Annotated in this window: 19 protein-coding genes and 3 tRNA genes; 8 read left to right on the top strand and 14 right to left on the bottom strand. The window is 54.2% G+C overall.

Translation table 11 applies throughout. The features are described from left to right. Positions 1-50: 50 nt before the first annotated feature. The 3 genes from ACR6JA_RS02410 to ACR6JA_RS02400 all read left to right on the top strand — a co-directional run bounded on the left by ACR6JA_RS02410 (position 51) and on the right by ACR6JA_RS02400 (position 562). Positions 51-127, top strand: a tRNA-Val gene (locus tag ACR6JA_RS02410). A gap of 17 nt (positions 128-144) precedes the next feature. After that, positions 145-221: transfer RNA gene (locus tag ACR6JA_RS02405), tRNA-Val, on the top strand. Between the two features lie 200 nt (positions 222-421). Next, the gene (locus tag ACR6JA_RS02400; protein ID WP_008456485.1) at positions 422-562 is read left to right on the top strand and encodes a hypothetical protein; all 141 of its coding nucleotides are present in this window, start codon (positions 422-424) and stop codon (positions 560-562) included. 34 nt (positions 563-596) lie between these two features. Here the strand turns inward: ACR6JA_RS02400 and ACR6JA_RS02395 are convergent, their stop codons facing one another. Then, a complete protein-coding gene (locus ACR6JA_RS02395) occupies positions 597-974 on the bottom strand; it encodes a RidA family protein (RefSeq protein WP_494599132.1) in 378 nt (125 codons plus the stop codon). Positions 975-1059: 85 nt separating this feature from the next. Next, a complete protein-coding gene (locus ACR6JA_RS02390; protein ID WP_213715782.1) occupies positions 1060-1992 on the bottom strand; it encodes an alpha/beta hydrolase in 933 nt (310 codons plus the stop codon). A 72-nt stretch (positions 1993-2064) separates the two neighbouring features. Between ACR6JA_RS02390 and ACR6JA_RS02385 the strand changes: the two genes are divergently transcribed. Beyond that, positions 2065-2988 carry a LysR family transcriptional regulator gene (locus ACR6JA_RS02385; RefSeq protein WP_494493492.1) on the top strand — a complete coding sequence of 308 codons (924 nt, stop codon included), beginning with the start codon at positions 2065-2067 and terminating at the stop codon, positions 2986-2988. Positions 2989-3024: 36 nt separating this feature from the next. Here ACR6JA_RS02385 and ACR6JA_RS02380 read toward each other — a convergent pair whose 3' ends face one another. Beyond that, positions 3025-4125: an FAD-dependent oxidoreductase gene (locus tag ACR6JA_RS02380; RefSeq protein WP_494493491.1), complete on the bottom strand. Its 1101-nt coding sequence runs from the start codon at positions 4123-4125 to the stop codon at positions 3025-3027. A 215-nt stretch (positions 4126-4340) separates the two neighbouring features. Between ACR6JA_RS02380 and ACR6JA_RS02375 the strand changes: the two genes are divergently transcribed. The 3 genes from ACR6JA_RS02375 (at position 4341) to ACR6JA_RS02365 (ending at position 6747) form a co-directional block, all read left to right on the top strand. After that, a tRNA-Val gene (locus ACR6JA_RS02375) sits at positions 4341-4417 on the top strand. Between the two features lie 371 nt (positions 4418-4788). Then, the gene (pykF, locus tag ACR6JA_RS02370) at positions 4789-6201 is read left to right on the top strand and encodes a pyruvate kinase PykF (RefSeq protein WP_494493490.1); all 1413 of its coding nucleotides are present in this window, start codon (positions 4789-4791) and stop codon (positions 6199-6201) included. A gap of 309 nt (positions 6202-6510) precedes the next feature. After that, positions 6511-6747 (top strand): major outer membrane lipoprotein, encoded by a 237-nt coding sequence (locus ACR6JA_RS02365; protein WP_008456504.1) that lies wholly within the window; start codon positions 6511-6513, stop codon positions 6745-6747. Positions 6748-6813: 66 nt separating this feature from the next. Here ACR6JA_RS02365 and ldtE read toward each other — a convergent pair whose 3' ends face one another. The 8 genes from ldtE to ACR6JA_RS02325 all read right to left on the bottom strand — a co-directional run bounded on the left by ldtE (position 6814) and on the right by ACR6JA_RS02325 (position 14768). Then, positions 6814-7812 (bottom strand): L,D-transpeptidase LdtE, encoded by a 999-nt coding sequence (gene ldtE / locus ACR6JA_RS02360; RefSeq protein WP_494493489.1) that lies wholly within the window; start codon positions 7810-7812, stop codon positions 6814-6816. Positions 7813-7921: 109 nt separating this feature from the next. Then, positions 7922-8338, bottom strand: coding sequence for a cysteine desulfuration protein SufE (gene sufE / locus ACR6JA_RS02355; RefSeq protein ID WP_008456507.1), 417 nt, complete (start codon positions 8336-8338; stop codon positions 7922-7924). A gap of 11 nt (positions 8339-8349) precedes the next feature. Beyond that, positions 8350-9570 (bottom strand): cysteine desulfurase SufS, encoded by a 1221-nt coding sequence (gene sufS, locus ACR6JA_RS02350; protein WP_166874784.1) that lies wholly within the window; start codon positions 9568-9570, stop codon positions 8350-8352. After that, positions 9567-10847, bottom strand: a complete 1281-nt coding sequence (sufD, locus tag ACR6JA_RS02345) for a Fe-S cluster assembly protein SufD (RefSeq protein WP_213715777.1) — start codon at positions 10845-10847, stop codon at positions 9567-9569. The genes sufS and sufD overlap by 4 nt, the downstream gene beginning before the upstream one ends. Next, positions 10822-11568: a Fe-S cluster assembly ATPase SufC gene (sufC, locus tag ACR6JA_RS02340; protein WP_008456510.1), complete on the bottom strand. Its 747-nt coding sequence runs from the start codon at positions 11566-11568 to the stop codon at positions 10822-10824. The genes sufD and sufC overlap by 26 nt, the downstream gene beginning before the upstream one ends. 16 nt (positions 11569-11584) lie before the next feature. Beyond that, positions 11585-13066 (bottom strand): Fe-S cluster assembly protein SufB, encoded by a 1482-nt coding sequence (sufB, locus tag ACR6JA_RS02335; RefSeq protein ID WP_008456512.1) that lies wholly within the window; start codon positions 13064-13066, stop codon positions 11585-11587. 8 nt (positions 13067-13074) lie between these two features. Beyond that, a complete protein-coding gene (sufA, locus tag ACR6JA_RS02330) occupies positions 13075-13443 on the bottom strand; it encodes a Fe-S cluster assembly scaffold SufA (protein WP_494493488.1) in 369 nt (122 codons plus the stop codon). A 437-nt stretch (positions 13444-13880) separates the two neighbouring features. Continuing rightward, the gene (locus tag ACR6JA_RS02325) at positions 13881-14768 is read right to left on the bottom strand and encodes a YadA C-terminal domain-containing protein (protein WP_336817681.1); all 888 of its coding nucleotides are present in this window, start codon (positions 14766-14768) and stop codon (positions 13881-13883) included. Between the two features lie 493 nt (positions 14769-15261). On the opposite strand from ACR6JA_RS02325, the gene ACR6JA_RS02320 reads away from it, so the two are divergent. Further along, positions 15262-16902: an ABC1 kinase family protein gene (locus ACR6JA_RS02320; protein WP_494493487.1), complete on the top strand. Its 1641-nt coding sequence runs from the start codon at positions 15262-15264 to the stop codon at positions 16900-16902. Positions 16903-16942: 40 nt separating this feature from the next. Here ACR6JA_RS02320 and ACR6JA_RS02315 read toward each other — a convergent pair whose 3' ends face one another. From ACR6JA_RS02315 to ydiJ, 3 genes are all read right to left on the bottom strand, one after another. Further along, the gene (locus ACR6JA_RS02315) at positions 16943-17767 is read right to left on the bottom strand and encodes a CPBP family intramembrane glutamic endopeptidase (RefSeq protein ID WP_494493486.1); all 825 of its coding nucleotides are present in this window, start codon (positions 17765-17767) and stop codon (positions 16943-16945) included. A 145-nt stretch (positions 17768-17912) separates the two neighbouring features. After that, positions 17913-18323: a 1,4-dihydroxy-2-naphthoyl-CoA hydrolase gene (menI, locus tag ACR6JA_RS02310; protein WP_008456522.1), complete on the bottom strand. Its 411-nt coding sequence runs from the start codon at positions 18321-18323 to the stop codon at positions 17913-17915. Continuing rightward, positions 18320-21376, bottom strand: a complete 3057-nt coding sequence (ydiJ, locus tag ACR6JA_RS02305) for a D-2-hydroxyglutarate dehydrogenase YdiJ (protein ID WP_494493485.1) — start codon at positions 21374-21376, stop codon at positions 18320-18322. Before ydiJ ends, menI begins: the two co-directional genes overlap by 4 nt. Positions 21377-21400 lie beyond the last annotated feature (24 nt).

The following is a 21400-nucleotide window of genomic DNA, read 5'->3' as shown; positions in this document are numbered from 1 at the left end:
CCCCGAGGTGTATCGCTAATATTCGTCCCCGCTGTCGCCAAGACAACAATGCGTTCATAGCTCAGTTGGTTAGAGCACCACCTTGACATGGTGGGGGTCGTTGGTTCGAGTCCAATTGAACGCACCATTTTCAAATATATCAGTGCGTCCGTAGCTCAGTTGGTTAGAGCACCACCTTGACATGGTGGGGGTCGGTGGTTCGAGTCCACTCGGACGCACCATATTTGCTAAAGCAGTTCCCTTCTTTAACTCGCTTTTCTTCAAGCTGATAAATTCCAAATTTCATTTTTACACGCAAGCCCGTAGCGCATGAAAACGTCTTTTTTAGCGTTTTGAGCGTCCGCCTGTGTATGGGGATGCGAAAACCCGAAAGGTTGCATATCATAAAGCGAGTTATTCACTAAACCACGACAGGTAACTTATGGAAATCGATCTCAATAATCTGGTGTTTTCCGGGTTAGATGAAGCCGAAGCGCGCAACGCTGAGCGCCAGGAAGACGCAGACAAAAAAGCTCAGGCCGTTGTGGCCGATGACGACTGCGGCGACGCCTGCAAAATCTGATAAAAAACCGGCTTACTCAGCCGGTTTTTTTATGTTACGCCGTTCTTCTCACGGCAATACATTTCACTTCCACCAGCAGCCCTGGGCGAGCCAGTTCAGACACGCCGATGCATGTCCAGGCACAGTGTCCCCGCGGAAACAGCTCGTCTTTCACCTCCCGAAAAACATCCATGTGTTCTTTCATGTCTACGTGGTAAGTCGTCATTTCCACAACGTCTTCAAAGTTGCAGCCCGCGGCCTGAAGGACCAGACGCAGGTTTTCCCAGCAGGCCATAAACTGTGCCCTTGGGTCAGCTATCACCTGTAAATCAGACGTGCGCCCAACCTGCCCGGCACAATAAACCGTGTTACCTACCACCACCGCAGGTGCATATCCCGCCCGTTCAGCAAGTACTTGCATGGAAGGTGGCATAATAATTTCTCTGTCTGACACGACTGTCTCTCCCCATTATACAAAGGCGCGCAATTCACGCGCCTGCAGATGAATCATTTTTATCTCACCCGATGCTGGCCGGGTTTAGCGCATCTTCGAAGAATCTTATCGCGTTTCGTAGCGCCTGATCTGCCTGCGGCAATATCCCGGCAAACAAATGCCAGACGTGAAACATTTCCGGCCAAACTTCTAGTGTGGTACGAACCCGGCTTTCACTCATGTGGGATGCAAGGCGAATGGCGTCGCTCAGCATCACCTCGTTTTCACCAACCTGTATCAGCGTGGGAGAAAGGCCTTGTACACCGGCAAAAACCGGAGAAGCATCTGGATGTGTGGGCAGTTCTCCGGCAAGGAAACTTCGGGCCAGTTGGTTCAGGAAAGCTACGCTGCATAAAGGGTCCAGCCCATCCCGCACCGTTGCAGATGCGCCGCTATGCGTTAAGTTAGCCCACGGTGAAATAGCTACTGCGGCGGCGGGTAATGCCAGGCCAGCATCGCGCGCTTTACGCATTACTGTGACAACCATCGCCCCACCGGCAGAATCCCCCGAAATCATCAGCGAGCGCGGGTTTGTCCCCTGCTCAAGCAAGGCTCGGTAGGCCTGAAAGACATCATCAATTGGCGTCGGGAAAGGAAACTCAGGCGCCTGACGATAATCTACCGCATATACTTTAGCCTTCAAGGCGCGAGCATAACGCCCGGTTAATCCCCGATAAGCTTCGACTCCACCGTGAACATAGCCTCCGCCATGGATATAAATCATCACCCGACCCTCAATGACTTCCTCAGGCGTGACCAACATCGCACCAATACCGCCCAGGCTGGCATCCGCAAAGGTTACGCCCTCCACGGCAGGGAACAACTCATCAAGCTGCTTCACATAGTCAGCCCGAACTACTTTCCAGTCAGCATCAGACTGGCCATATACCTTCTTCACAACCGGCCCGGCGGCTTTTATCCAGCCGCTAAGGGCTGCCTGTGCGTTATCAGGAAGCATTTCTTTCTCCATTGTCTACTATGATTAAACAAAAAAGATTATGCTTAATTTTTTGACGAAATAGGTTCGCCAATGCCGCTCCGCACAGGCACTAAAAGCCATTCAGACCTCGATCTCGGCAGCCTTCGAGTTTTCGTGGCTATCGTGGAAAGCGGGAGCTTTGTCGCCGGAGGAAAGGCGCTGGGCTTAACCCGTTCCGCCGCAGGAAAAGCGATTGCACGCCTTGAAGCACAGCTGGAAACGCGGCTATTTAATCGTACGACGCGAAGCGTCGCCCTGACCCGCGATGGCTACGGTTTTTATGAACGCTGCGCACAGATTTTGCAGGATATTGAAGAAGCAGAAGCGAGTGTCCGGCAGAATTTTTCCAACCCCAGCGGAGTGCTGAGGCTCAGCGTCCCGGAAACGTGGGGCAAAGTAGTGCTTCTGCCTTTTCTGAAGCACATCATGGCGGCCTACCCGAGACTGGATATTGAAGTCAATTTCACCGACCGCGTGGTGGACCTCGTCGCGGAGGGGTTCGATCTCAGCCTCCGACTGGGTGATTTACCGAAAGATTCGCAGCTTATTGCACGAACCGTGCAGCGCATTCGCCCTCATCTGTTTGCTTCCCCAGACTACCTGGCCAGTTCAGGTATACCAGGTTCGCCAGAAGATCTTCGCCTTCACCAGCGGCTGATTTACGGCCTGAGCCCTCAAACGACAAACTGGACGCTGTTCACGGCCAGCAATGAGAGCGTGTTGGTTGAAGGGCACAGCAGGATCCGCTTCGACAGCGGAGAGGCTATTTGCGCCGCCGCTGTTGCAGGCTTAGGCATCGCTTTTCTGCCAGCTTTTCTCGTTGCCCGGCATGTCGCAGAGGGCACACTGGTGCCTGTACTGCCTGAATTAGGCGGCACGCCACTGAACGCGAGCGTGGTATACCCTAATCGGAAACATCTGGCAGCCAAAGTGAGGCTGTTTATCGACAGCCTGGTGAAGCATATGGCCCATTAACAACATCCCGATGAAATGCTGTGGAGATTACAGGCCCTAATCCCGCGATCCTAACCCGGTGAATAACCCCAGCAGTTCCCGCGGCGCATCAGCCGCAAACCCCATGGCAAAATTCGCGGCAGACTCCTGCTGAAAACGAACGGTTCGTGCAGCCATTGCCTCCTGATATACCTTAAAAGCACCCTCCAGGCTGGAAGGCTGGGAAATGATGGCATAGGCGAGATCGACGGCATCCGCCATCGCCAGATTCACGCCCTCCCCGGCAAAAGGTGACATAACATGCGCGGCATCACCAATCAGGGTCACATTTCCCGCTGCCTTCCAGAACTCCGCGGTAGCTAACACATAGATTGGCCTGGCAACCATCGGCCCCTCACTTTGCATTAACATCTCGCGATAGCATTCGCCCCAGTCACGGAAGTGTTCAGCCAATTCATCACGAGTAAAGGTTCTGCGCGATTGCGCTTCCGGTACGGGTATGGCGGCATAGGCTGAAACCTCGTCTCCAGGTTCACAGTGAGCCATGATGCCCCGGCCTTCGCTCAGAGCAAACAACGACCCCTTGCCCACCAGCGCTTTCACCGCAGGATATTGCTGGCTTACGTTCGGGTAACGCAGCTCAACAAAGGTTATTCCGGAATAAAGCGGTTGCTGTCCCGTTAACAAAGGCCTGACTTTCGACCACGCACCATCGGCGCCTATCAGGGCATCACAAACATGCGTACTGCCGTTCTCTAGCCGGAGAAGAAAGCCTGTGCCCTGTCGTTCGACGGACCTTACCCGACTGTTCCAACGAATGATCCCCTTGGGCAACGCCTCTATCACTAGTTTGCGCAACGCGCCGCGGTCGACTTCCGGGCGGGAGCCATCACCTTCATCCTGATACAAGATATGGCCGTTTTTATCACGCATCAGAGTTGCATCCGCCCCCTCCAACACCAGAGCCATTGCGGCTTCATACAATCCCGCCGCTCGAAGTGCAGGTTTACCCGTGCCTTCGTTCAGATTGAGCATGCCACCCTGATGGCGTGAATCGAGAAAAGCATCAGCCTCGGAAATACAGACCGCAATACCCTGGCGGTGCAACATGTAAGCCAGCAGCGGCCCCGCTACACCAGCGCCAATAATGGTTATCATAAAAATGCCTCTGACTGTCGGAGAAGAAACGGTTTTATCAGCAGCCAGATTGAAACGCCAGCCAGAACAAGCATAAAAAGCTCAAACATTCACCGGACAGTTTCTACGGGGCTTGTCAACATCCCGATTGCCCGTCATAATGTTGTCAATTCTCACCAAAGAATATAAAACAATAATCAATTCAGTCGGTTATCGTTTTATAAATTGTATTAAATGCGTTCATAGCTCAGTTGGTTAGAGCACCACCTTGACATGGTGGGGGTCGTTGGTTCGAGTCCAATTGAACGCACCATTTCTTTTTATTTTCATCATCTCTGAAAACGCTCAAACATCTGGCAACGCCCTGATAACAACTCGCTGTAAAACTGTGCACTCCGTCGCTGAATCAACGGTTTTGATTCCTTTTCCAGCCAGATTTATCTATACTACGCCCGTTCTTAACTTGAATGGTTTCAGCTCATTGGACTCCTTTTTTATACAACAACATCGTCTAACGCTTTCCCCTGCTGAACCACAAGCACACTTTCCTCTGCACGCTTTATTTCTGTCACCTATCCTTACCAGGTGCCACTTTCAACACCACAGTATTCTTTTAAGCTCCGGCAGCCCGGTCTCCCGGAACACGATTTCAACATTCCTCCTCAACTTATAGATAAGACTGTCATGAAAAAGACTAAAATCGTTTGCACCATCGGTCCAAAAACCGAATCCGAAGAGATGCTGTCTAAAATGCTCGACGCGGGCATGAACGTTATGCGTCTGAACTTCTCCCACGGTGACTATGCAGAACACGGCCAGCGCATCAAAAACCTGCGCAACGTCGTTGCTAAAACAGGTAAAAAAGCCGCTATCCTGCTGGACACCAAAGGGCCAGAAATCCGTACCATCAAGCTGGAAGACGGTAACGACGTCTCCCTGAAAGCAGGCCAAACCTTTACCTTCACCACCGACAAATCCGTGGTTGGCAACAGCGAAATCGTCGCAGTGACCTACGAAGGCTTCACCAATGACCTGACCGTGGGCAACACCGTTCTGGTGGACGATGGCCTGATCGGCATGGAAGTCACCGCTATCGAAGGCAACAAAGTTATCTGTAAAGTGCTGAACAACGGCGACCTCGGTGAGAACAAAGGCGTTAACCTGCCGGGCGTGTCCATCGCGCTGCCAGCGCTGGCTGAGAAAGACAAACAGGATCTGATCTTCGGCTGCGAACAGGGCGTTGACTTCGTGGCAGCCTCCTTCATCCGTAAGCGTTCTGACGTGGTTGAAATTCGCGAGCACCTGAAAGCCCACGGCGGCGAGAAGATTCAGATCATCTCCAAGATCGAAAACCAGGAAGGCCTGAACAACTTCGACGAAATCCTCGAAGCATCTGACGGCATCATGGTTGCTCGTGGCGACCTGGGCGTTGAAATCCCGGTGGAAGAAGTTATCTTCGCGCAGAAGATGATGATCGAGAAATGCGTTCGTGCACGTAAAGTGGTTATTACCGCAACCCAGATGCTCGACTCCATGATCAAAAACCCGCGCCCTACCCGCGCAGAAGCCGGTGACGTTGCTAACGCCATCATCGACGGCACCGACGCAGTGATGCTGTCCGGTGAGTCTGCAAAAGGTAAATACCCGCTGGAAGCTGTGACCATCATGGCCACTATCTGCGAGCGTACCGACCGCGTGATGACCAGCCGCCTGGACAACAGCAACGACAGCCGTAAACTGCGCATCACCGAAGCCGTTTGCCGTGGCGCCGTTGAAACCGCAGAAAAACTGGAAGCACCGCTGATCGTGGTTGCCACCCAGGGCGGTAAATCCGCTAAAGCCGTCCGTAAATACTTCCCGAACGCGACTATTCTGGCGCTGACCACCAACGAAGTAACCGCGCGCCAGCTGGTGCTGAGCAAAGGCGTTGTCACCCAGATGGTGAAAGAGATTGCCTCCACCGACGACTTCTACCGCCTGGGTAAAGAAGTGGCGCTGGAAAGTGGCCTGGCTCGAAAAGGCGACATCGTGGTGATGGTTTCTGGTGCGCTGGTCCCAAGCGGCACCACTAACACCGCCTCGGTCCATGTTCTGTAATTGACTTGTTAACAAGTTTAATTAACCAAAAAGCGCCTCCGGGCGCTTTTTTTATATCACTTGCAGTCAGATCTTAATAAAAATGCAAATCGGATTTTACTATTTAAGCTTACTCTTAATTAAGATGAATCCGATGAAATTCCCCTGTTTTCTCTCTTTTTTTTAACTTTCCGGCTCCGTTCGGTGCTTCTTTGAGCGAACGATCAAATTTAGGGGTATTCACGACAAAAAATTATTCTCATCACAAAAAAGTTTGTGTAATACTTGTAACGCTACATGGAGATTAACTCAATCTAGAGGGTATTAATAATGAATCGTACTAAACTGGTACTGGGCGCGGTAATCCTGGCTTCTACTATGCTGGCAGGTTGTTCTTCTAACGCTAAAATCGATCAACTGTCTTCTGACGTTCAGACTCTGAACGCTAAAGTTGATCAGCTGAGCAACGACGTGAACGCAGTGCGTTCTGACGTTCAGGCTGCTAAAGACGACGCCGCTCGCGCTAACCAGCGTCTGGACAACCAGGCTCACTCTTACCGTAAGTAAGAGTCACTGGTATAAAATGGCGCACAATGTGCGCCATTTTTTTTGCCGGTCATTTATCCCCACCTGCTACTGTGTCGCGCTAGTCGCCTCTTCAGCATTTACCTCGCCATTCCTTGCCGACTGCACCGCCATCGTTGCCGCAGGTGTTTGCCCCGCAGAGACCACAACGGGATACCCCGCACGCCTGTATAGCGCCTTCTCCACTAACTCTTTCTCCACGCCGCTACCGGCCCGGAACTCGCTAAAGCCAGCGGGGAGAACGTAAGGCATAGTCTGCGTGTTCTGCTGCTCATCCTGAGAAAGCGGCCGATGGACTTCGACGTAGCGAACGCCGTTTGGCTCAACGGAGAATTTCACCGGATCGTTAATCACCCGCACCGTCGTGCCAGTTTTCGTTTGCTCAAACAGGGCCTTGATGTCGGGGGCATTCATTCTGATACAACCGGAGCTGACGCGCAGCCCCACGCTGTCCGGCGCACTGGTGCCGTGGATCAGGTACTCGCCATTGCCGTAGGCCAGCCGCATGGCGAATCTCCCCAGCGGGTTATTAGGCCCGGCAGGCACGACAGGCGGCAGCTTGATCCCTTTTTCCAGGGAGCGCTGGCGAATACCGGCGGTAGGTGTCCAGGTAGGGTTGGGGATCTTTTGCCCAATCCTGGTGGTCATCAGCGGCGTCTCCAGCCCCTGCAGACCAATACCAATCGAATAAACCTGCACAATGTTTTGCCCCGGCGGGAAGTAATACAGCCGCAGTTCGGCAAGATTCACCACAATCCCCTCGCGCGGCACGTCCGGCAGCAGCAACTGGCTGGGGATGGTCAGCACCGTGCCGGGTTTAGGCACTGGCGCAATGGTGTTATTGGCCTCCAGCAGCAGCATCGCACCGGTGTCAAAACGCCTGGCAATAGCCTGCAGGTTACGATCGCCTTCCTGTACGGTATAAGTCTGGTTTTGGCCAATCAGGCGGCTGCCTTCCGGCGGTAAGGGATAATCCAGGGCTAAAGCGGGCTGAATGGCGCTCAGCGCGCCGATAATGGCTAGTGTGAGTAAAGACGCGTATTTCATACTTTTTATTCCTGTAGTCACGCTGGCGAGCGCCAGCAGGCTGAAAGACAAGCGAGGCAGAAAACCGCCTCGCAAAACAGGACCATAGGTATGATTAAGTTTAGCTAACTTAAATGAGATTGGTGGCTTGGTTGCGAATTGCGCGAATCATCGCTTCCAGCCCCTGAGAGCGGGACGGCGTCAGATGCTGTGCGAGCGCCATTTTTTCAAACCACGGGCGCACATCAAACGCCACGATATCCTGCGGCGTCATTTGCTGATAGAGAATAAATACGATAGCGATCAGCCCTTTAACGATAGCGGCATCGCTGTCACCCTCCAACGTAATCACCCCATCGGGCTGCTGGTGCATGACTATCCACACCTGGCTCTGGCAGCCCTGAATAATATGTTCAGGCTTGTGCTGCTCCGCCGCCAGTTCCGGCAGGCGGCTGCCCAGTTCGATAATGTAGAGATACTTCTCTTCCCAGTTCGCACAGCGGCTGAAGTTTTTTAGCAGTTTGTCTTTATCCGGCAGCGTGGCCATGACCGTCTCCGTTATCCTAACAGGCTGTGGATACGCTGCAGGCCGGCGACCAGGCGATCCACTTCTTGTTCGGTATTGTACATGGCAAAGGAGGCGCGGCACATGGCCGGTACGCTGTAGAACGCCATCAGCGGCATGGCGCAATGGTGTCCGGTGCGGACCGCAATGCCGTAGTTGTCGAGGAAGCTGCCGACGTCATAGGCATGATGTTTCCCGAGATTAAACGCCAACACACCACGGCGCTCTGCCGGGCCGTATACGGTGAGATCGGGCACGGCCTGCAGCGCGTGTTGAGCATAGCGCATCAGGTTGCGTTCATACTCGCCAATCGCCTCCATGCCCAGCCCTTCAACGTAGCTCAACGCTGCCCCAAGGCCGATAATGCCAGCCGTGTTCGGCGTCCCGGCTTCAAAGCGCCACGGTGCTGCGGCGTAAGTCGTCCCTGCAGTCAGGCTGACGGTAGCAATCATCGACCCACCGCCTTCCCATGGCGGCATATCCTGCAGAATGCTTTCTTTCACATACAACACGCCAATCCCCGTTGGCCCGTAAATCTTGTGCCCGGAGAAAAGATAAAAATCGCAGTCCAGCGCCGCCACATCCGTGACGTGGTGCATCACCGCCTGTGCGCCATCCACCAGCACTTTGACGCCCGCCTGATGCGCGGTAGCGATCATCTCCTTCACCGGGTTTTCGGTACCGAGCACGTTAGAAACGTGGGCAATCGCCAACAGTTTTGTGCGCTCGTCAATCAGCGTCGGGAAGACATCAAGCTGCAGCGTGCCGTCCTGGTTGAGCGGGATAACGCGCAGCTCCGCGCCGGTACGCTCACACAGCATCTGCCACGGCACGATGTTAGCGTGGTGTTCCATGGCGCTGATGATGATGTTATCCCCGGCCTGGACGTTGGCGCTGCCCCAGCTATTGGCCACGAGGTTTATCCCCTCGGTGGTGCCACGCACAAAGACAATCTCTTCCGGTTTTGCCGCGTTGATAAAGCGTGCCGCCTGACTGCGCACGTTTTCCATCAGGGTGGTTGCTTCTGCGCTCAGAGTATGAATGCCACGGTGCACTGCGGCATACCCATGGCGATAAAACTCAAGCTCGGCGTCAATCACCGCCTGTGGTTTCTGCGCGCTGGCGGCGCTGTCCAGATAGGCCAGCGGCTGGCCGTTGACCTCACGGCTCAGAATCGGGAAATCAGCCCTGACCTGCTCAATTGAAAAACTCATGCCTCGCCCCCTGCAAAGCGCCGGGCGATACGTGCCAGCACCTGCTGTTTTAAGGCCTCGTCGCGAATACTTTCGGTAAGCTCTGCGGCAAAGGCGAAGATTATCATCTGCTGTGCAGCCTGTTCGCTGATACCACGGGAGCGCAGGTAGAACATCTGTTCGTCATCAATGCGCCCAATGGTTGCGCCATGGCTGCACTTCACGTCATCGGCGTAGATTTCTAGCTGTGGCTTGGTGTCCACCTCAGCCAGGCGGCCAAGCAACAGGTTATTGTTGGTCATCTGCCCATCGGTTTTAATCGCGTGCTGAGCCACTTTGATCATGCCGTTAAACACCGCCCGGCCTTTATCACGCACGATGGTTTTATGCAGCTGGCGGCTGTTGCAGTAGCCCTTGTTATGCTCAAGCCAGGTTCGGGTGTCGCACACTTCGTTATTTACCGGCAGCGCCAGACTGTTGATGTGCAGCTGGTTGTTCTCGCCGTTAAGCTGCGTGCTGGTGTTGTGGCGCAGCACTGCAGCCCCCAACAGGAAGCTGTGGCTGCTCACCGTCGAGTCCTGCTCAATCAGTAGATCGTTGTGCGCAAAGTGGTAGCTGGCGGCATTTTCAAACGCCAGCTTGTAGTGGCTAAGCTGCGCGTTAGCGGCCACTTCGGCGGTAAATCGTGCGCCGGTGAAATGCGCCGCCTCGTCAAGGCTGACGAAGTGCTCCATCACCGTGGCCTGAGCGCCCTGCTCAAGGATCAGGTGGTGACGGTAATGCGCCGTCGCCATCTCCTGCGCCTTGCTGCCGCGCGTGACGTGCATCAGCAACAGCGCTTTTTCAGGCTGCGTGTTGCGCGCCACGCGGATATGCGTCACGGTCTCCGCCAGGCTTTCCGTCAGGTGCAGGAACACTTCGCCCTGAACCGGCGCGGGCAGCGTCTGGCGGTTATCGTCGATGCTGATCACAAAACCGCTGTCGGCGATGTCATCGCTCAGTTCGGCGCTGAAATGCCCGTCAACAAACACCAGCCGCAGCGCGTCTACAGGCAGGGCAAGCTCGTCACGCTGTTGCGCACTTAAAGGCGACTGAGGCGCAAAGACAAACTGGTTATTCAGCAACCCGTCGAGCGGCGTGTATTTCCAGTTTTCATGCTTGCGTGTCGGTAAACCCAGGCGCAACAGCTGCTGCATATGCTGCTGGGCCACCTGCGAGCGGCCCGTGCCCTGAGCTTCAAACAGATGATGCCACTGCTGGAGCGCGTTGCCGTTACTGCTGTTCGGTAAGCCAGCCATAACCCTGCTCCTCCAGTTGTTTCACCAGGCTGAAATCGCCAGATTTAACGATGCGCCCCTGATACAGCACGTGAACAAAGTCCGGCTTGATGTAGTCAAGGATACGCTGGTAGTGGGTGACCACGATAAATGAACGCTTGCCGTCACGCAGCGAGTTAACGCCTTCGGCCACAATCTTCAGGGCATCAATATCCAGCCCGGAGTCGGTTTCATCGAGAATACACAGCTCCGGCTCCAGCACCGCCATTTGCAGAATGTCGTTACGCTTTTTCTCGCCGCCGGAGAAGCCGACGTTCACCGAGCGGGTGAGTAAATCTTCCGGCATTTGCAGCAGCTTGATTTTCTCTTCCATCAGATCCTGAAAATCAAAGCGATCCAGCGATTCGAGGCCCCGGTATTCCCGCACCGCATTCAGCGCGGTTTGCAGGAAGAACTGGTTGCTGACGCCGGGAATTTCCACCGGGTACTGGAAGGCCATAAAAATACCTTCGCCGGAGCGGTCTTCCGGCGACAGTTCCAGCAGGTCTTTGCCGTTGAACTGCACAGATCCGCCGGTCACTTCGTAGTCTTCACGACCGGCAAGCGTGGCGGATAAGGTACTTTTCCCGGAGCCGTTTGGCCCCATAATGGCGTGAACTTCTCCCGGCTTCACTTCGAGGTTTAAGCCACGCAGGATCTCTTTATCCTCAACGCTGACCTGTAAATCTTTAATGCTTAACATAGTTTTCCCTTAATCCTTAACCGACGCTGTGTTCGAGGCTGATGGCTAATAATTTTTGTGCTTCCACCGCGAATTCGAGCGGTAACTCTGAGAACACGTCTTTGCAGAACCCGTTGACGATCATCGAGATGGCGTCATCTTCGCTGATGCCACGCTGCAGGCAGTAGAACAGCTGATCTTCACCAATGCGCGACGTGGTGGCTTCGTGCTCCAGCTGCGCCGTGTTGTTGCGGCACTCCACGTACGGGAAGGTGTGCGCCCCGCTGTCCGGCCCGATCAACATCGAGTCGCACTGGGTGAAGTTACGGGCGTTGGTCGCGGTGGGCATGATTTTCACCAGGCCGCGGTAGCTGTTCTGGCTATGGCCGGCGGAGATCCCTTTCGAGATGATCGTCGATTTGGTGTTCTTGCCGATGTGGATCATTTTGGTGCCGGTGTCCGCCTGCTGATGGCCGGAGGTCAGCGCCACGGAGAAGAACTCGCCGATGGAGTTGTCGCCACGCAGGATCACGCTCGGGTACTTCCAGGTGATGGCAGAGCCGGTTTCTGACTGTGTCCAGGACATCTTGCTGTTCTCACCTTCGCACAGGGCGCGCTTGGTGACGAAGTTCAGGATGCCGCCAGTGTTGTTATCCCCCGGGAACCAGTTTTGCACCGTGGAGTACTTCACTTCCGCATCGCGGTGAATAATCACTTCCACTACGGCGGCGTGGAGCTGGTAGCTGTCGCGCACTGGTGCAGAACAGCCCTCGATGTAGCTCACATAGCTGCCTTCATCCGCCACTAAAATAGTGCGCTCGAACTGACCGGTTTTTTCCGCGTTGATCCGGAAATAGGTGGACAGCTCCATCGGGCAACGCACGCCTTTCGGGATGTAAATAAAGGTGCCGTCAGAGGCCACCGCGGCGTTAAGCGCGGCGAAGAAGTTATCGTTAGACGGCACCACGGTACCCAGGTATTTTTTGACCAGTTCCGGGTAATCGTGAATCGCCTCGCCGAAGGAGCAGAAGATAATGCCCTGCTCGGAGAGTTTTTCGCGGTAAGTGGTTGCCACAGACACGGAGTCAAAAATGGCGTCAACCGCCACTTCGCTACCTTCGCGCACCGGTACACCAAGCTGCTTAAACGCGTCTTCGACTTCGTTCGTCAGGAAAGCATTAGGTGGCTGTTGCACCGCTCCGGGCTGGGACGCACAGGTGTCGTCGCAGCTCCCGCAGGATGGCGCAGAGTAATAGCTGTAATCCTGGTAATTCAGTTTGTCGTAATTCGCCTTCAGCCAGTGCGGCTCTTCCATTTTCAACCATGCATGGAAGGCATTGAGACGAAACTCCAGCATCCATTCGGGCTCGTTACGACGGGCAGAGATTGCCCGAACCACCTCTTCATTTATGCCCTTCGCCAGCTGCTCGGTCTGCAGCTCGGTGAAAAAGCCCTCTTTATAATTGAGGTTGCCGGTCCAGGTTTTGACATCGTCAGTTGCTTCAGTATTACGAGACATAGTACCGCCTATACCCCAAAGCTTTCGCCGCAGCCGCATTCGTGCTGCGCTTTCGGGTTATTAAATTTAAAGATCTGATTCAGGCCTTCACGCACGTAATCCACTTCCGTGCCGTCGATAAAAGGCATGGCGGAGAGCGGCACCCACAGGCGCGCGCCGTAAAACTCATAGACCAGATCGTCCGGCTTCGGCTCGGTGACCGTGTCCAGCACGTAGCCAAAGCCAGCGCAGCCCGTCTGTTTGATACTCAGGCGGATGCCTTTAAGCTCGGGTTGTTTGGCGGCCAGATCGCGGATATGCGCGCTGGCGGCCGGGGTCAGGGTCAGCCCCTGCCAGGCAAAATCATTGGGATCAAAGGAACCGGTTTGCACATCCATTCTTCACCTCATTATTCTCTGCGCCCGAAGGCCGATACCCTTATGTTAATGATAACAATTATCAATACAACGTTATGAAAACAGGGGTATTCGCGAAACGCTGGTTTTTTGGGCGTCTTTACTAAGGATAGACCGTCATGAAACTCTTGCAGATGGCGAAAAGAGCTGTTTAAGCCACTGGTGTAAAAGGAAATATCAAAGATGAAAAACGCCTGAACCGGGCAAGACAAAAGATGTATAGAAAATATCTATTTATGTGATTGGAAGCGCACTGAATGCGAAATTAGCGCCATAAAGTACCAGTAATTTTCAGTTTTACGGGAACAAGAAGAGGTGCGGTCGCAGGGGGATTAAGGTATCTGTTCAGAAAAATCCGCCCCCTGGTTACCAGGGCATAAGGTTAACCAGGGGAACTGAGTTAGCTATGTTGAGCTGCATTACCACTCAAAGTTGACTGCCGCATTGTATGTCACGGCCTTGAAGTCCTCGGTATTGGTTGAAATCCCGGCCTTTGCGGCGACATTTTCATTGAACCGATACCCGCTACCAATGGCCATCGCGCTGGTAGATTCATACCCGCCTAGCGAGCCAGAAAGGTTGAATTTGCCAACGCTGTAGGGCTGGAAAAGCCCTGAGAGCGCCGCCTGGGAGGCAAACCCACGCTTCATTTTGTGATCCAGTTTATCCACGCGGTTACCGAGATGGTTAAGATCGCCATTAAGCTGGGTGATGGAGTCCTGGAACTGAGCATTGCTCCTGGCCTGACTCTGGTTAATGGTATTCTGCTGCGTATTCAGATTTGCCTGAGACTGGTTAATGGCCCCCTGCTGATTGTTCAGATTTGCCTGAGTCTGATTAATGGCCCCCTGCTGATTGTTCAGATTTGCCTGAGTCTGATTAATGGCCCCCTGCTGATTGTTCAGATTTGCCTGGGTCTGATTAATGGCCCCCTGCTGATTGTTGACGTTAGCCTGGTTCGCATTAACCGTGGACTGCTGTTGATTCACCGCATTCTGCTGGCTATTTACGCTGTTCTGGTTCTCATTCCACTCGGCCTGCTTGACGTTGGTGGCATTCTGCCGATCGTTGAGCATTTTTTGTTGGTCATTGACTGTCTGCTGTTTTTGAATGCTTTCATTCAGCGCTGAATCAATGGTATCAACGTTATTTTTAATATCACCGAAATTTCCATTGGTTTTATCAGCATCAGCATGGGAGTTACTGGAAGTCACGTCTGATGACCAGTCCCCCCATTCAAGAGCAGAGACAGACTGGGTGACTAATAATCCAGAAACAAGAAAGGCCAACAAAGACTTATTATTCATTAAAATTACTCCATTATTATAATTAAACCATTACTGTGCGGAGAAATTATTCATAAATAGAATTAACAAGGCAACACAGAAATAATGATAAAAATAGCCTAAAGCGAATATTCTTAGCCATAAAAAATAAAATTAACTCATTGTTCTTAAAACAATAAAAACAAAAAAACAAAAAATTAGACATAAACAAACACATCAAAAACCACCAGACTTTCAGAATTCACCTCGGGCAAAAGTGGTAAAAAATCGATAATAAAAATCAGATTTAGCAATAAGAGAAAACCATACACATACCAAAAAAAAACAAGATAAATAGATGAGATGAAGATCAGTTAGCTTTTATTGACGACTCTCATTACCTTCCATCGCTTTAACGTCAAATTTCCCGCAGCCTGTATGCGACAGGCTAACCCTCTGCCCTGAGATAAGAATGGCGTGAAAATATTCCGATTTATCGACTATCCTCCTGTTAAGAAAAAAGGGAGCTTGTCCAATGCTGAAAATGATTATGGTCACCGCCCGCGATCGCGTAAGGCTGCAGGAAATTATCGGCGTTTTCCTCCGCTATGGATTGCAGGACATTGTGCGTTTGCTGGGCCTGTCCTCGCTGCATGACAAAATACGTGGCAACAGCCAACACGATGCTTTGCCGATGCCGCAGCGCCTGTGCGCGGCGCTGGAAGAACTGGGCCCGACGTTCGTTAAGCTCGGGCAAATCCTCTCGACCCGTAGCGACCTGCTTGACCCCGCATGGACGGAAGCGCTTAGCCAGTTGAATTCGAGCGCCAGCCCTCTGCCCTGGCCGCAGCTTGAACCAGGCGTTGTAGCGACGCTCGGGGCTCCGCCTGCGGAGGTTTTCGCTATCTTTGATGAAACCCCGCTGGCCAGTGGCTCGATAGCACAAATTCACCGGGCCACGCTGAAAAATGGCGACGAGGTTATCGTCAAAATTCAGCGCCCCGGGATTGAAACAACCCTCAAGGCCGACCTGCGTTTACTCCGTTACCTGGCGGAAAGTCTGGAGCAGCAGAGCGCGGGGCTGGCTCGCTTTCAGCCGGTGATGCTGGTGCGTTATCTGGAAAACGCCCTGAATCAGGAACTGGATTTTTGCCATGAAGCCGCCAACGGGGAAAAGATTTATCAGTTTTTCGCCGACAACAACGACGTCGTCATCCCCAGGATTTATTGGGACTGGTGCCACCCTACGCTGATGGTGCAGGCATTTTTGCCCGGCGTGGCGCCGGTTGACGGCCAGCAGCTTGCCGCCGCCGGGTTTGATGGCCCCTTGTTGGCGCGTAAAGGCGCGACAGCGTTTATCAATATGCTCTTTGACCTGCGGACTTACCACGCAGATCCGCATCCCGGCAATGTCATGGCCCTGGCGGGCAACCGGGTCGGCTTCATTGATTTCGGCATGGTGGGAAGCCTGAGCCAGGCGCGACGCGACGAGCTGTTGTCGCTGATTTATGCCATCAGCGAGCGTGACGCCAGCGGGATTGTCGATGCCCTCATCGCCTGGAGTGGCCAGGAGACACTAGATCTTACCGAACTGGAACTTGCCGCCAGCTATTTTCTGCAAAAACAGGGCAACCTCCCGCTACAGCTTGGAAAAGCGCTGACCGATATGCTTTCCACCGTCCGGGAATTCCAGCTGTCGCTGCCGCCGGATTTGGTTTTATTGTTTAAGGCGTTGATCACCGCGGACGGCGTATTGCTGAGAATGGATCCGCAGTTCGACATTATTCGCATTCTTCGCCCGGTGATTAAGCAGGAGCTGTTAAAACGCTATACCCGCCTCGGAAGCCGCAGACGCCTGCTTAAACTCGGCAACCAGCTTCTTGAGGGAGGTGATTCTCTGCCGCAGACCCTACGTCTGGTGATGCAAAGGCTTCGTCACGGTAAGCTGCACGCGGACATTAACGTAGAGAATATTAACCAGCTCGGAAAGTCGCTGGAGCGAGCGGCCTCTACTCTGGCGCTCGCCCTTGTTTTAGCCGCCCTGACAATCGCGATAGCTCCATGGCTGCTCGGGTTGAACTGGACGCTGTTTGGCATCCCATTTTTCCCTGTACTTGGCTTGTTGTTTGCTATTGCGGGAAGCGCATGGCTGGTTATTCGGTTGTTAAGGCGATGAGATTTACGACATCGGAGCCAGGTTCCGATGTCGTAAAAAACTAGTGCACAGAATGCTGCAGCACCGGATAGGTAAACAGCAATAAATGGGTCATATTCAGCCCGACATGAAACGCCACGGCAACCCACAGCCGCCCGCTCCACATCCACGCCAGGCCGTAAATAAGCCCCGCCAGTGCGGCAAAAACAATCAGCAGCGGGCCACCGGCGAAATGCAGTCCGCCAAATATCGCGGCTGAAATAATCAGCGCCACAACCGAGTGCATAAAGCCGGATAAACGCTGCTGGAGATACCCCCGGAAGAGCGCTTCCTCCGCCAGCGAAACAAAGAAAATATTTGCGAACAGGAACGGCGGCAGCCACTGCGGGAAATGAGGTTCAATCTTTAAGCCACCCAAAGCTACCGCCAATAGCAACAGCCCTGGGATCAAAGCAACCAGCAAGATCCACCAGAGCTTAGCGGGCTGATATTTCGGCTCGCTGACAAACAGCGACTTCATCATCACCAGCAAAATAAAGGGCACCAGCGCTTTGTCGAAGTTGTAATACATGGAAAACGGCGCGCTTTGCGGCCCGGCGCTCACCGAGTCCAGCACCTTTGGATTATGGAAACCAGGAATAACATGGATGGTCAGCGCTACCGCGGCGGCGACAAGCAAAAGCTCAAGCACGTAGCGAACGGGTTTTCTGTTTACGGCTTTTAAATAAGCGACGGCAAGCACGGTGATTATCGCCAGTGAAGCCAGCGCCTGCCAGTCGAGTACGCCGTCAACGGCCCCCCATATCACCGTCGCCAGTAATAATCCGAGGGAAATCTTTTTATTAAATTGTAATATCAGTAAGGCGGTTGCCAGCAATATCCACATCGTTTTTCCTTAAGCTTGAAAATATCCTGAGACAGGCTTTTTAGCAAAATGGGGAGTGGATATATAGTTTTTTAAGGAAATAATCACAAATCAAAACAATCCCACGTCCCCGAGGGCTGAACGTGGGAATATTTTAGCCGTTGTTTTACACCACCGCCGTGGTCAGGCGGGAGGTACAGCACAGCTGGTCTTGCTGATCGTAGATATCAATTTGCCACACCTGATGACGACGCCCCGCGTGCACCGCGCGACAAACGCCGCGCACCACGCCTTCTCGCGCCGAGCGGATGTGGTTGGCGTTCACTTCCAGCCCAACCACCTTCTGGTCGCCTTCGGTGCACAGGTAGCCCGCCACGGAACCCAGCGTTTCCGCCAGCACTACCGACGCGCCGCCGTGCAGCAGGCCAAACGGCTGCCGGGTGCGCTCATCCACCGGCATGGTGGCCTCAATTTCGTTGTCGTCAAAACGTGTAAATTCAATGCCTACATGGCCGACCATATTGTTCGCGCCCATTTTATTGAGCGCGGCAAGCGTGGCTTCACGTCGCCAAATCATCCGATAATCTCCAGAAGAGCCTGTAATGGATGCCGCACGCCGTTGCCCTCAACGCGCTTGACCTGACTGCGGCAGGAGTAGCCGGTTGCCAGACAGCGGTTGCGAGGCAGGCGCTGCATCGCCTGATGCCAGGAGAGTTCATAGATGCCCAATGAATTGGCGAGATTCTTCACCTCGTGCCCGTAAGTGCCAGCCATGCCGCAGCAGCCAACGCTCACGCTCTCGAGCTTCGCGCCAAAACGAGCAAAAATACCGGCCCACTGATTCGGTGTCGCCGGCAACGCCGTTACTTCGGTACAGTGGCCAAAGAGGTACCATGCTTCCCCTCCCGCGCCCTGCACTTCCCGTTCTTTCAGCGCAGTCTGGAGCCATTCGTGCACCAGCTGCACCTGAAAATCACCGCGCTCTTCGCCTAATGTCTGTTTATATTCATCGCGGTAGCACAGGACCAGCGCCGGATCGACGCCGACCATCGGCATACCCAGTTTCGCAATGCGGTTCAGGAACTCAGACGTTTTACTCGCCGTGCGCGCAAAACGCTGCAGGAACCCTTTAATATGCTGAGCCTTACCGTTCGGTGAGAACGGCAGCACCACAGGTTCAAAGCCTAGCTTATCTGCAAGCTTAATAAAATCAACCACCACCTGAGCATCGTAATAGCTGGTGAACGGGTCCTGCACCACCAGCACGGTTTTGGCGCGCTGCTCATCTGAGTAATGCTCCAGCTCTTCCAGCGTGACGTTGGCTGAGCGGTGCCCGACCAACTGCTGCTGCAGCGTCGGCGTGGACAGCATAGGCAGGTCAACCATACCGATGTGCCTGCGGGACAAATTCTGGACCCACGGCTGGCTCATAAAGAAGTTGAAGGTTTTTGGCGCACGCGCCATCAGCGGCGCGTAGCTCTCCACGGAGGCCACAACGTGATCGCGCAGCGGGCGCAGATAGCGCGTGTGGTAAAGCTGCAGGAAGCGAGAGCGGAACTCCGGCACGTCGATTTTAATCGGGCATTGGGTCGAGCAGGCTTTACAGGCCAGGCAGCCGGACATCGCCTCTTTCACTTCGTGGGAAAAATCGTACTCGCCCTTGCTGGCGTGCCACGAGTTGCGGGTACGCTCGATAAGGCCTCGCAGGCTGGCGCGCTGCTCCGGCAGCTGTTTCTCAAGCTGCAGCGGGTCAACGCCTCGCTCGGCCAGCAGCCGCAGCCATTCACGGGTCAGCGTGGCTCGCCCTTTCGGGGAGTGGATACGGTTGCTGGAGATTTTCATCGACGGGCACATCGGGCTTTTCACGTCGAAGTTAAAGCACAGGCCATTGCCGTTGCACTCCATCGCACCGCGCCAGGAGGTGCGTACCGCAATCGGGATTTGTCGGTCAAACGTTCCGCGCTTAACGGCATCGACCTGCATCATCGGGTCGTCCACGCCGAGCGGCGGGCAAATCTTCCCGGGGTTCAGCCGGTTAGCCGGGTCAAACACGGCTTTAATCCGGCGCAGTTCTTCATACAGCGTTTCACCGAAGAAGGCCGGGCTGTACTCGGCCCGGAACCCTTTGCCATGTTCGCCCCACAGCAGACCGCCGTATTTTGCCGTCAGCGCCACCACGTCGTCGGAGATGCTTTTCATCAGCATTTCCTGCTGCGGATCGCACATATCAAGCGCAGGGCGAACGTGCAACACGCCTGCATCAACGTGACCAAACATCCCGTAGCTCAGGTTGTGGCTGTCCAGCAGAGCGCGGAATTCAACAATGTAGTCCGCCAGATGCTGCGGCGGCACGCAGGTGTCTTCGGCAAACGGGATCGGTTTAGCCTGGCCTTTGGCGTTCCCCAGCAGGCCAACGGCTTTTTTCCGCATGCCGTAGATTTTTTCGATACCGGCCAGCTCGTCACAAACCTGCCAGCCAATCACCCCGCCCTCGCCTGCGGCTATTAGCGCATCGAGGCGAGTACATAGCTCAGTGACCTGGCCGTCGATCAGTGCCTGATCGTCCCCGGCAAACTCAACGATGTTGAGCCCGAGCATCTCTTTGTTCGGCACGTCGGTGATCAATTCGCTGACCGAGTGCCAGACGATATCTTCCCGCGCCAGGTTCAGGACTTTGGAGTCGACGGTTTCCACCGACAGCGCCCGAGCATCCACCATAAAGGGCGCATTACGCAGGGCTGAATCGAAGGAGTCATACTTGACGTTCACCAGCCGGCGCACCTTCGGCAAGCGGGTGATATCCAGCTTCGCCTCGGTGATAAAGGCCAGCGTCCCCTCTGAGCCGGTAAGAATGCGGGTTAAATCGAACTTGCTCAAATCGTCATTAAAGACGTGGCGCAGGTCATAGCCGGTAAGAAAGCGGTTTAGTTTGGGGAATTTATCGATAATCAGCGCACGCTGCTGGCGGCAGCGTTCAAGCACGGTACGGTAGATTTTACCGCTCGATGTCTCTTCGCGGCCCAGCTCTTCGGCAAGCTCGGTTGCCATCTGGTGCGTGTCCAGAATTTCACCGTCCATCAGCACGGCGCGCACGCCCAGCACATGATCGGAGGTTTTACCGTACACCAGCGATCCCTGGCCGGAGGCATCGGTGTTGATCATCCCGCCCAGCGTGGCGCGGTTACTGGTCGACAATTCCGGGGCAAAGAAGTAGCCGTGCGGCTTCAGGAACTGGTTGAGCTGGTCTTTAATCACGCCGGCTTCGACCCGCACCCAACCTTGTTCCGGGTTGATTTCGATAATGCGATTCATGTAGCGGGACATGTCCACCACGATGCCGCCGTTCAGCGACTGCCCGTTGGTGCCGGTGCCGCCGCCGCGCGGGGTAAACACCAGGGATTTAAAGCGCTCTTCGGAGGCCACGCGGGTAATCAGCGTGACGTCGGCGGTTGAACGAGGGAAAAGCACCGCATCCGGCAGCAGTTGGTAAATACTGTTGTCGGTCGCCATGGTCAGGCGGTCTGCGTAGCTGGTGGCGGTATCGCCGGTAAAGCCCTGTTGCTCCAGTGATGCTAAATAGCTGAGCACCAGCTGAACGACGCCTGGTGCCTGAGAAATTTGTGGGATCATTGACGGGTCGACCCTGTGTTGCTT

Source organism: Cedecea sp. B1(4) (assembly GCF_059414925.1).
This window is presented reverse-complemented; position numbering and strand designations above follow the sequence as displayed.

Excerpts from the sequence above, each read along its gene's own strand:
- ACR6JA_RS02400 (WP_008456485.1), top strand. The coding sequence starts at position 422 with ATGGAAATCGATCTCAATAATCTGGTGTTTTCCGGGTTAGATGAAGCC.
- ACR6JA_RS02395 (WP_494599132.1), bottom strand. The coding sequence starts at position 974 with ATGCCACCTTCCATGCAAGTACTTGCTGAACGGGCGGGATATGCACCT.
- ACR6JA_RS02390 (WP_213715782.1), bottom strand. The coding sequence starts at position 1,992 with ATGCTTCCTGATAACGCACAGGCAGCCCTTAGCGGCTGGATAAAAGCC.
- ACR6JA_RS02385 (WP_494493492.1), top strand. The coding sequence starts at position 2,065 with ATGCCGCTCCGCACAGGCACTAAAAGCCATTCAGACCTCGATCTCGGC.
- ACR6JA_RS02380 (WP_494493491.1), bottom strand. The coding sequence starts at position 4,125 with ATGATAACCATTATTGGCGCTGGTGTAGCGGGGCCGCTGCTGGCTTAC.
- pykF (WP_494493490.1), top strand. The coding sequence starts at position 4,789 with ATGAAAAAGACTAAAATCGTTTGCACCATCGGTCCAAAAACCGAATCC.
- ACR6JA_RS02365 (WP_008456504.1), top strand. The coding sequence starts at position 6,511 with ATGAATCGTACTAAACTGGTACTGGGCGCGGTAATCCTGGCTTCTACT.
- ldtE (WP_494493489.1), bottom strand. The coding sequence starts at position 7,812 with ATGAAATACGCGTCTTTACTCACACTAGCCATTATCGGCGCGCTGAGC.
- sufE (WP_008456507.1), bottom strand. The coding sequence starts at position 8,338 with ATGGCCACGCTGCCGGATAAAGACAAACTGCTAAAAAACTTCAGCCGC.
- sufS (WP_166874784.1), bottom strand. The coding sequence starts at position 9,570 with ATGAGTTTTTCAATTGAGCAGGTCAGGGCTGATTTCCCGATTCTGAGC.
- sufD (WP_213715777.1), bottom strand. The coding sequence starts at position 10,847 with ATGGCTGGCTTACCGAACAGCAGTAACGGCAACGCGCTCCAGCAGTGG.
- sufC (WP_008456510.1), bottom strand. The coding sequence starts at position 11,568 with ATGTTAAGCATTAAAGATTTACAGGTCAGCGTTGAGGATAAAGAGATC.
- sufB (WP_008456512.1), bottom strand. The coding sequence starts at position 13,066 with ATGTCTCGTAATACTGAAGCAACTGACGATGTCAAAACCTGGACCGGC.
- sufA (WP_494493488.1), bottom strand. The coding sequence starts at position 13,443 with ATGGATGTGCAAACCGGTTCCTTTGATCCCAATGATTTTGCCTGGCAG.
- ACR6JA_RS02325 (WP_336817681.1), bottom strand. The coding sequence starts at position 14,768 with ATGAATAATAAGTCTTTGTTGGCCTTTCTTGTTTCTGGATTATTAGTC.
- ACR6JA_RS02320 (WP_494493487.1), top strand. The coding sequence starts at position 15,262 with ATGCTGAAAATGATTATGGTCACCGCCCGCGATCGCGTAAGGCTGCAG.
- ACR6JA_RS02315 (WP_494493486.1), bottom strand. The coding sequence starts at position 17,767 with ATGTGGATATTGCTGGCAACCGCCTTACTGATATTACAATTTAATAAA.
- menI (WP_008456522.1), bottom strand. The coding sequence starts at position 18,323 with ATGATTTGGCGACGTGAAGCCACGCTTGCCGCGCTCAATAAAATGGGC.
- ydiJ (WP_494493485.1), bottom strand. The coding sequence starts at position 21,376 with ATGATCCCACAAATTTCTCAGGCACCAGGCGTCGTTCAGCTGGTGCTC.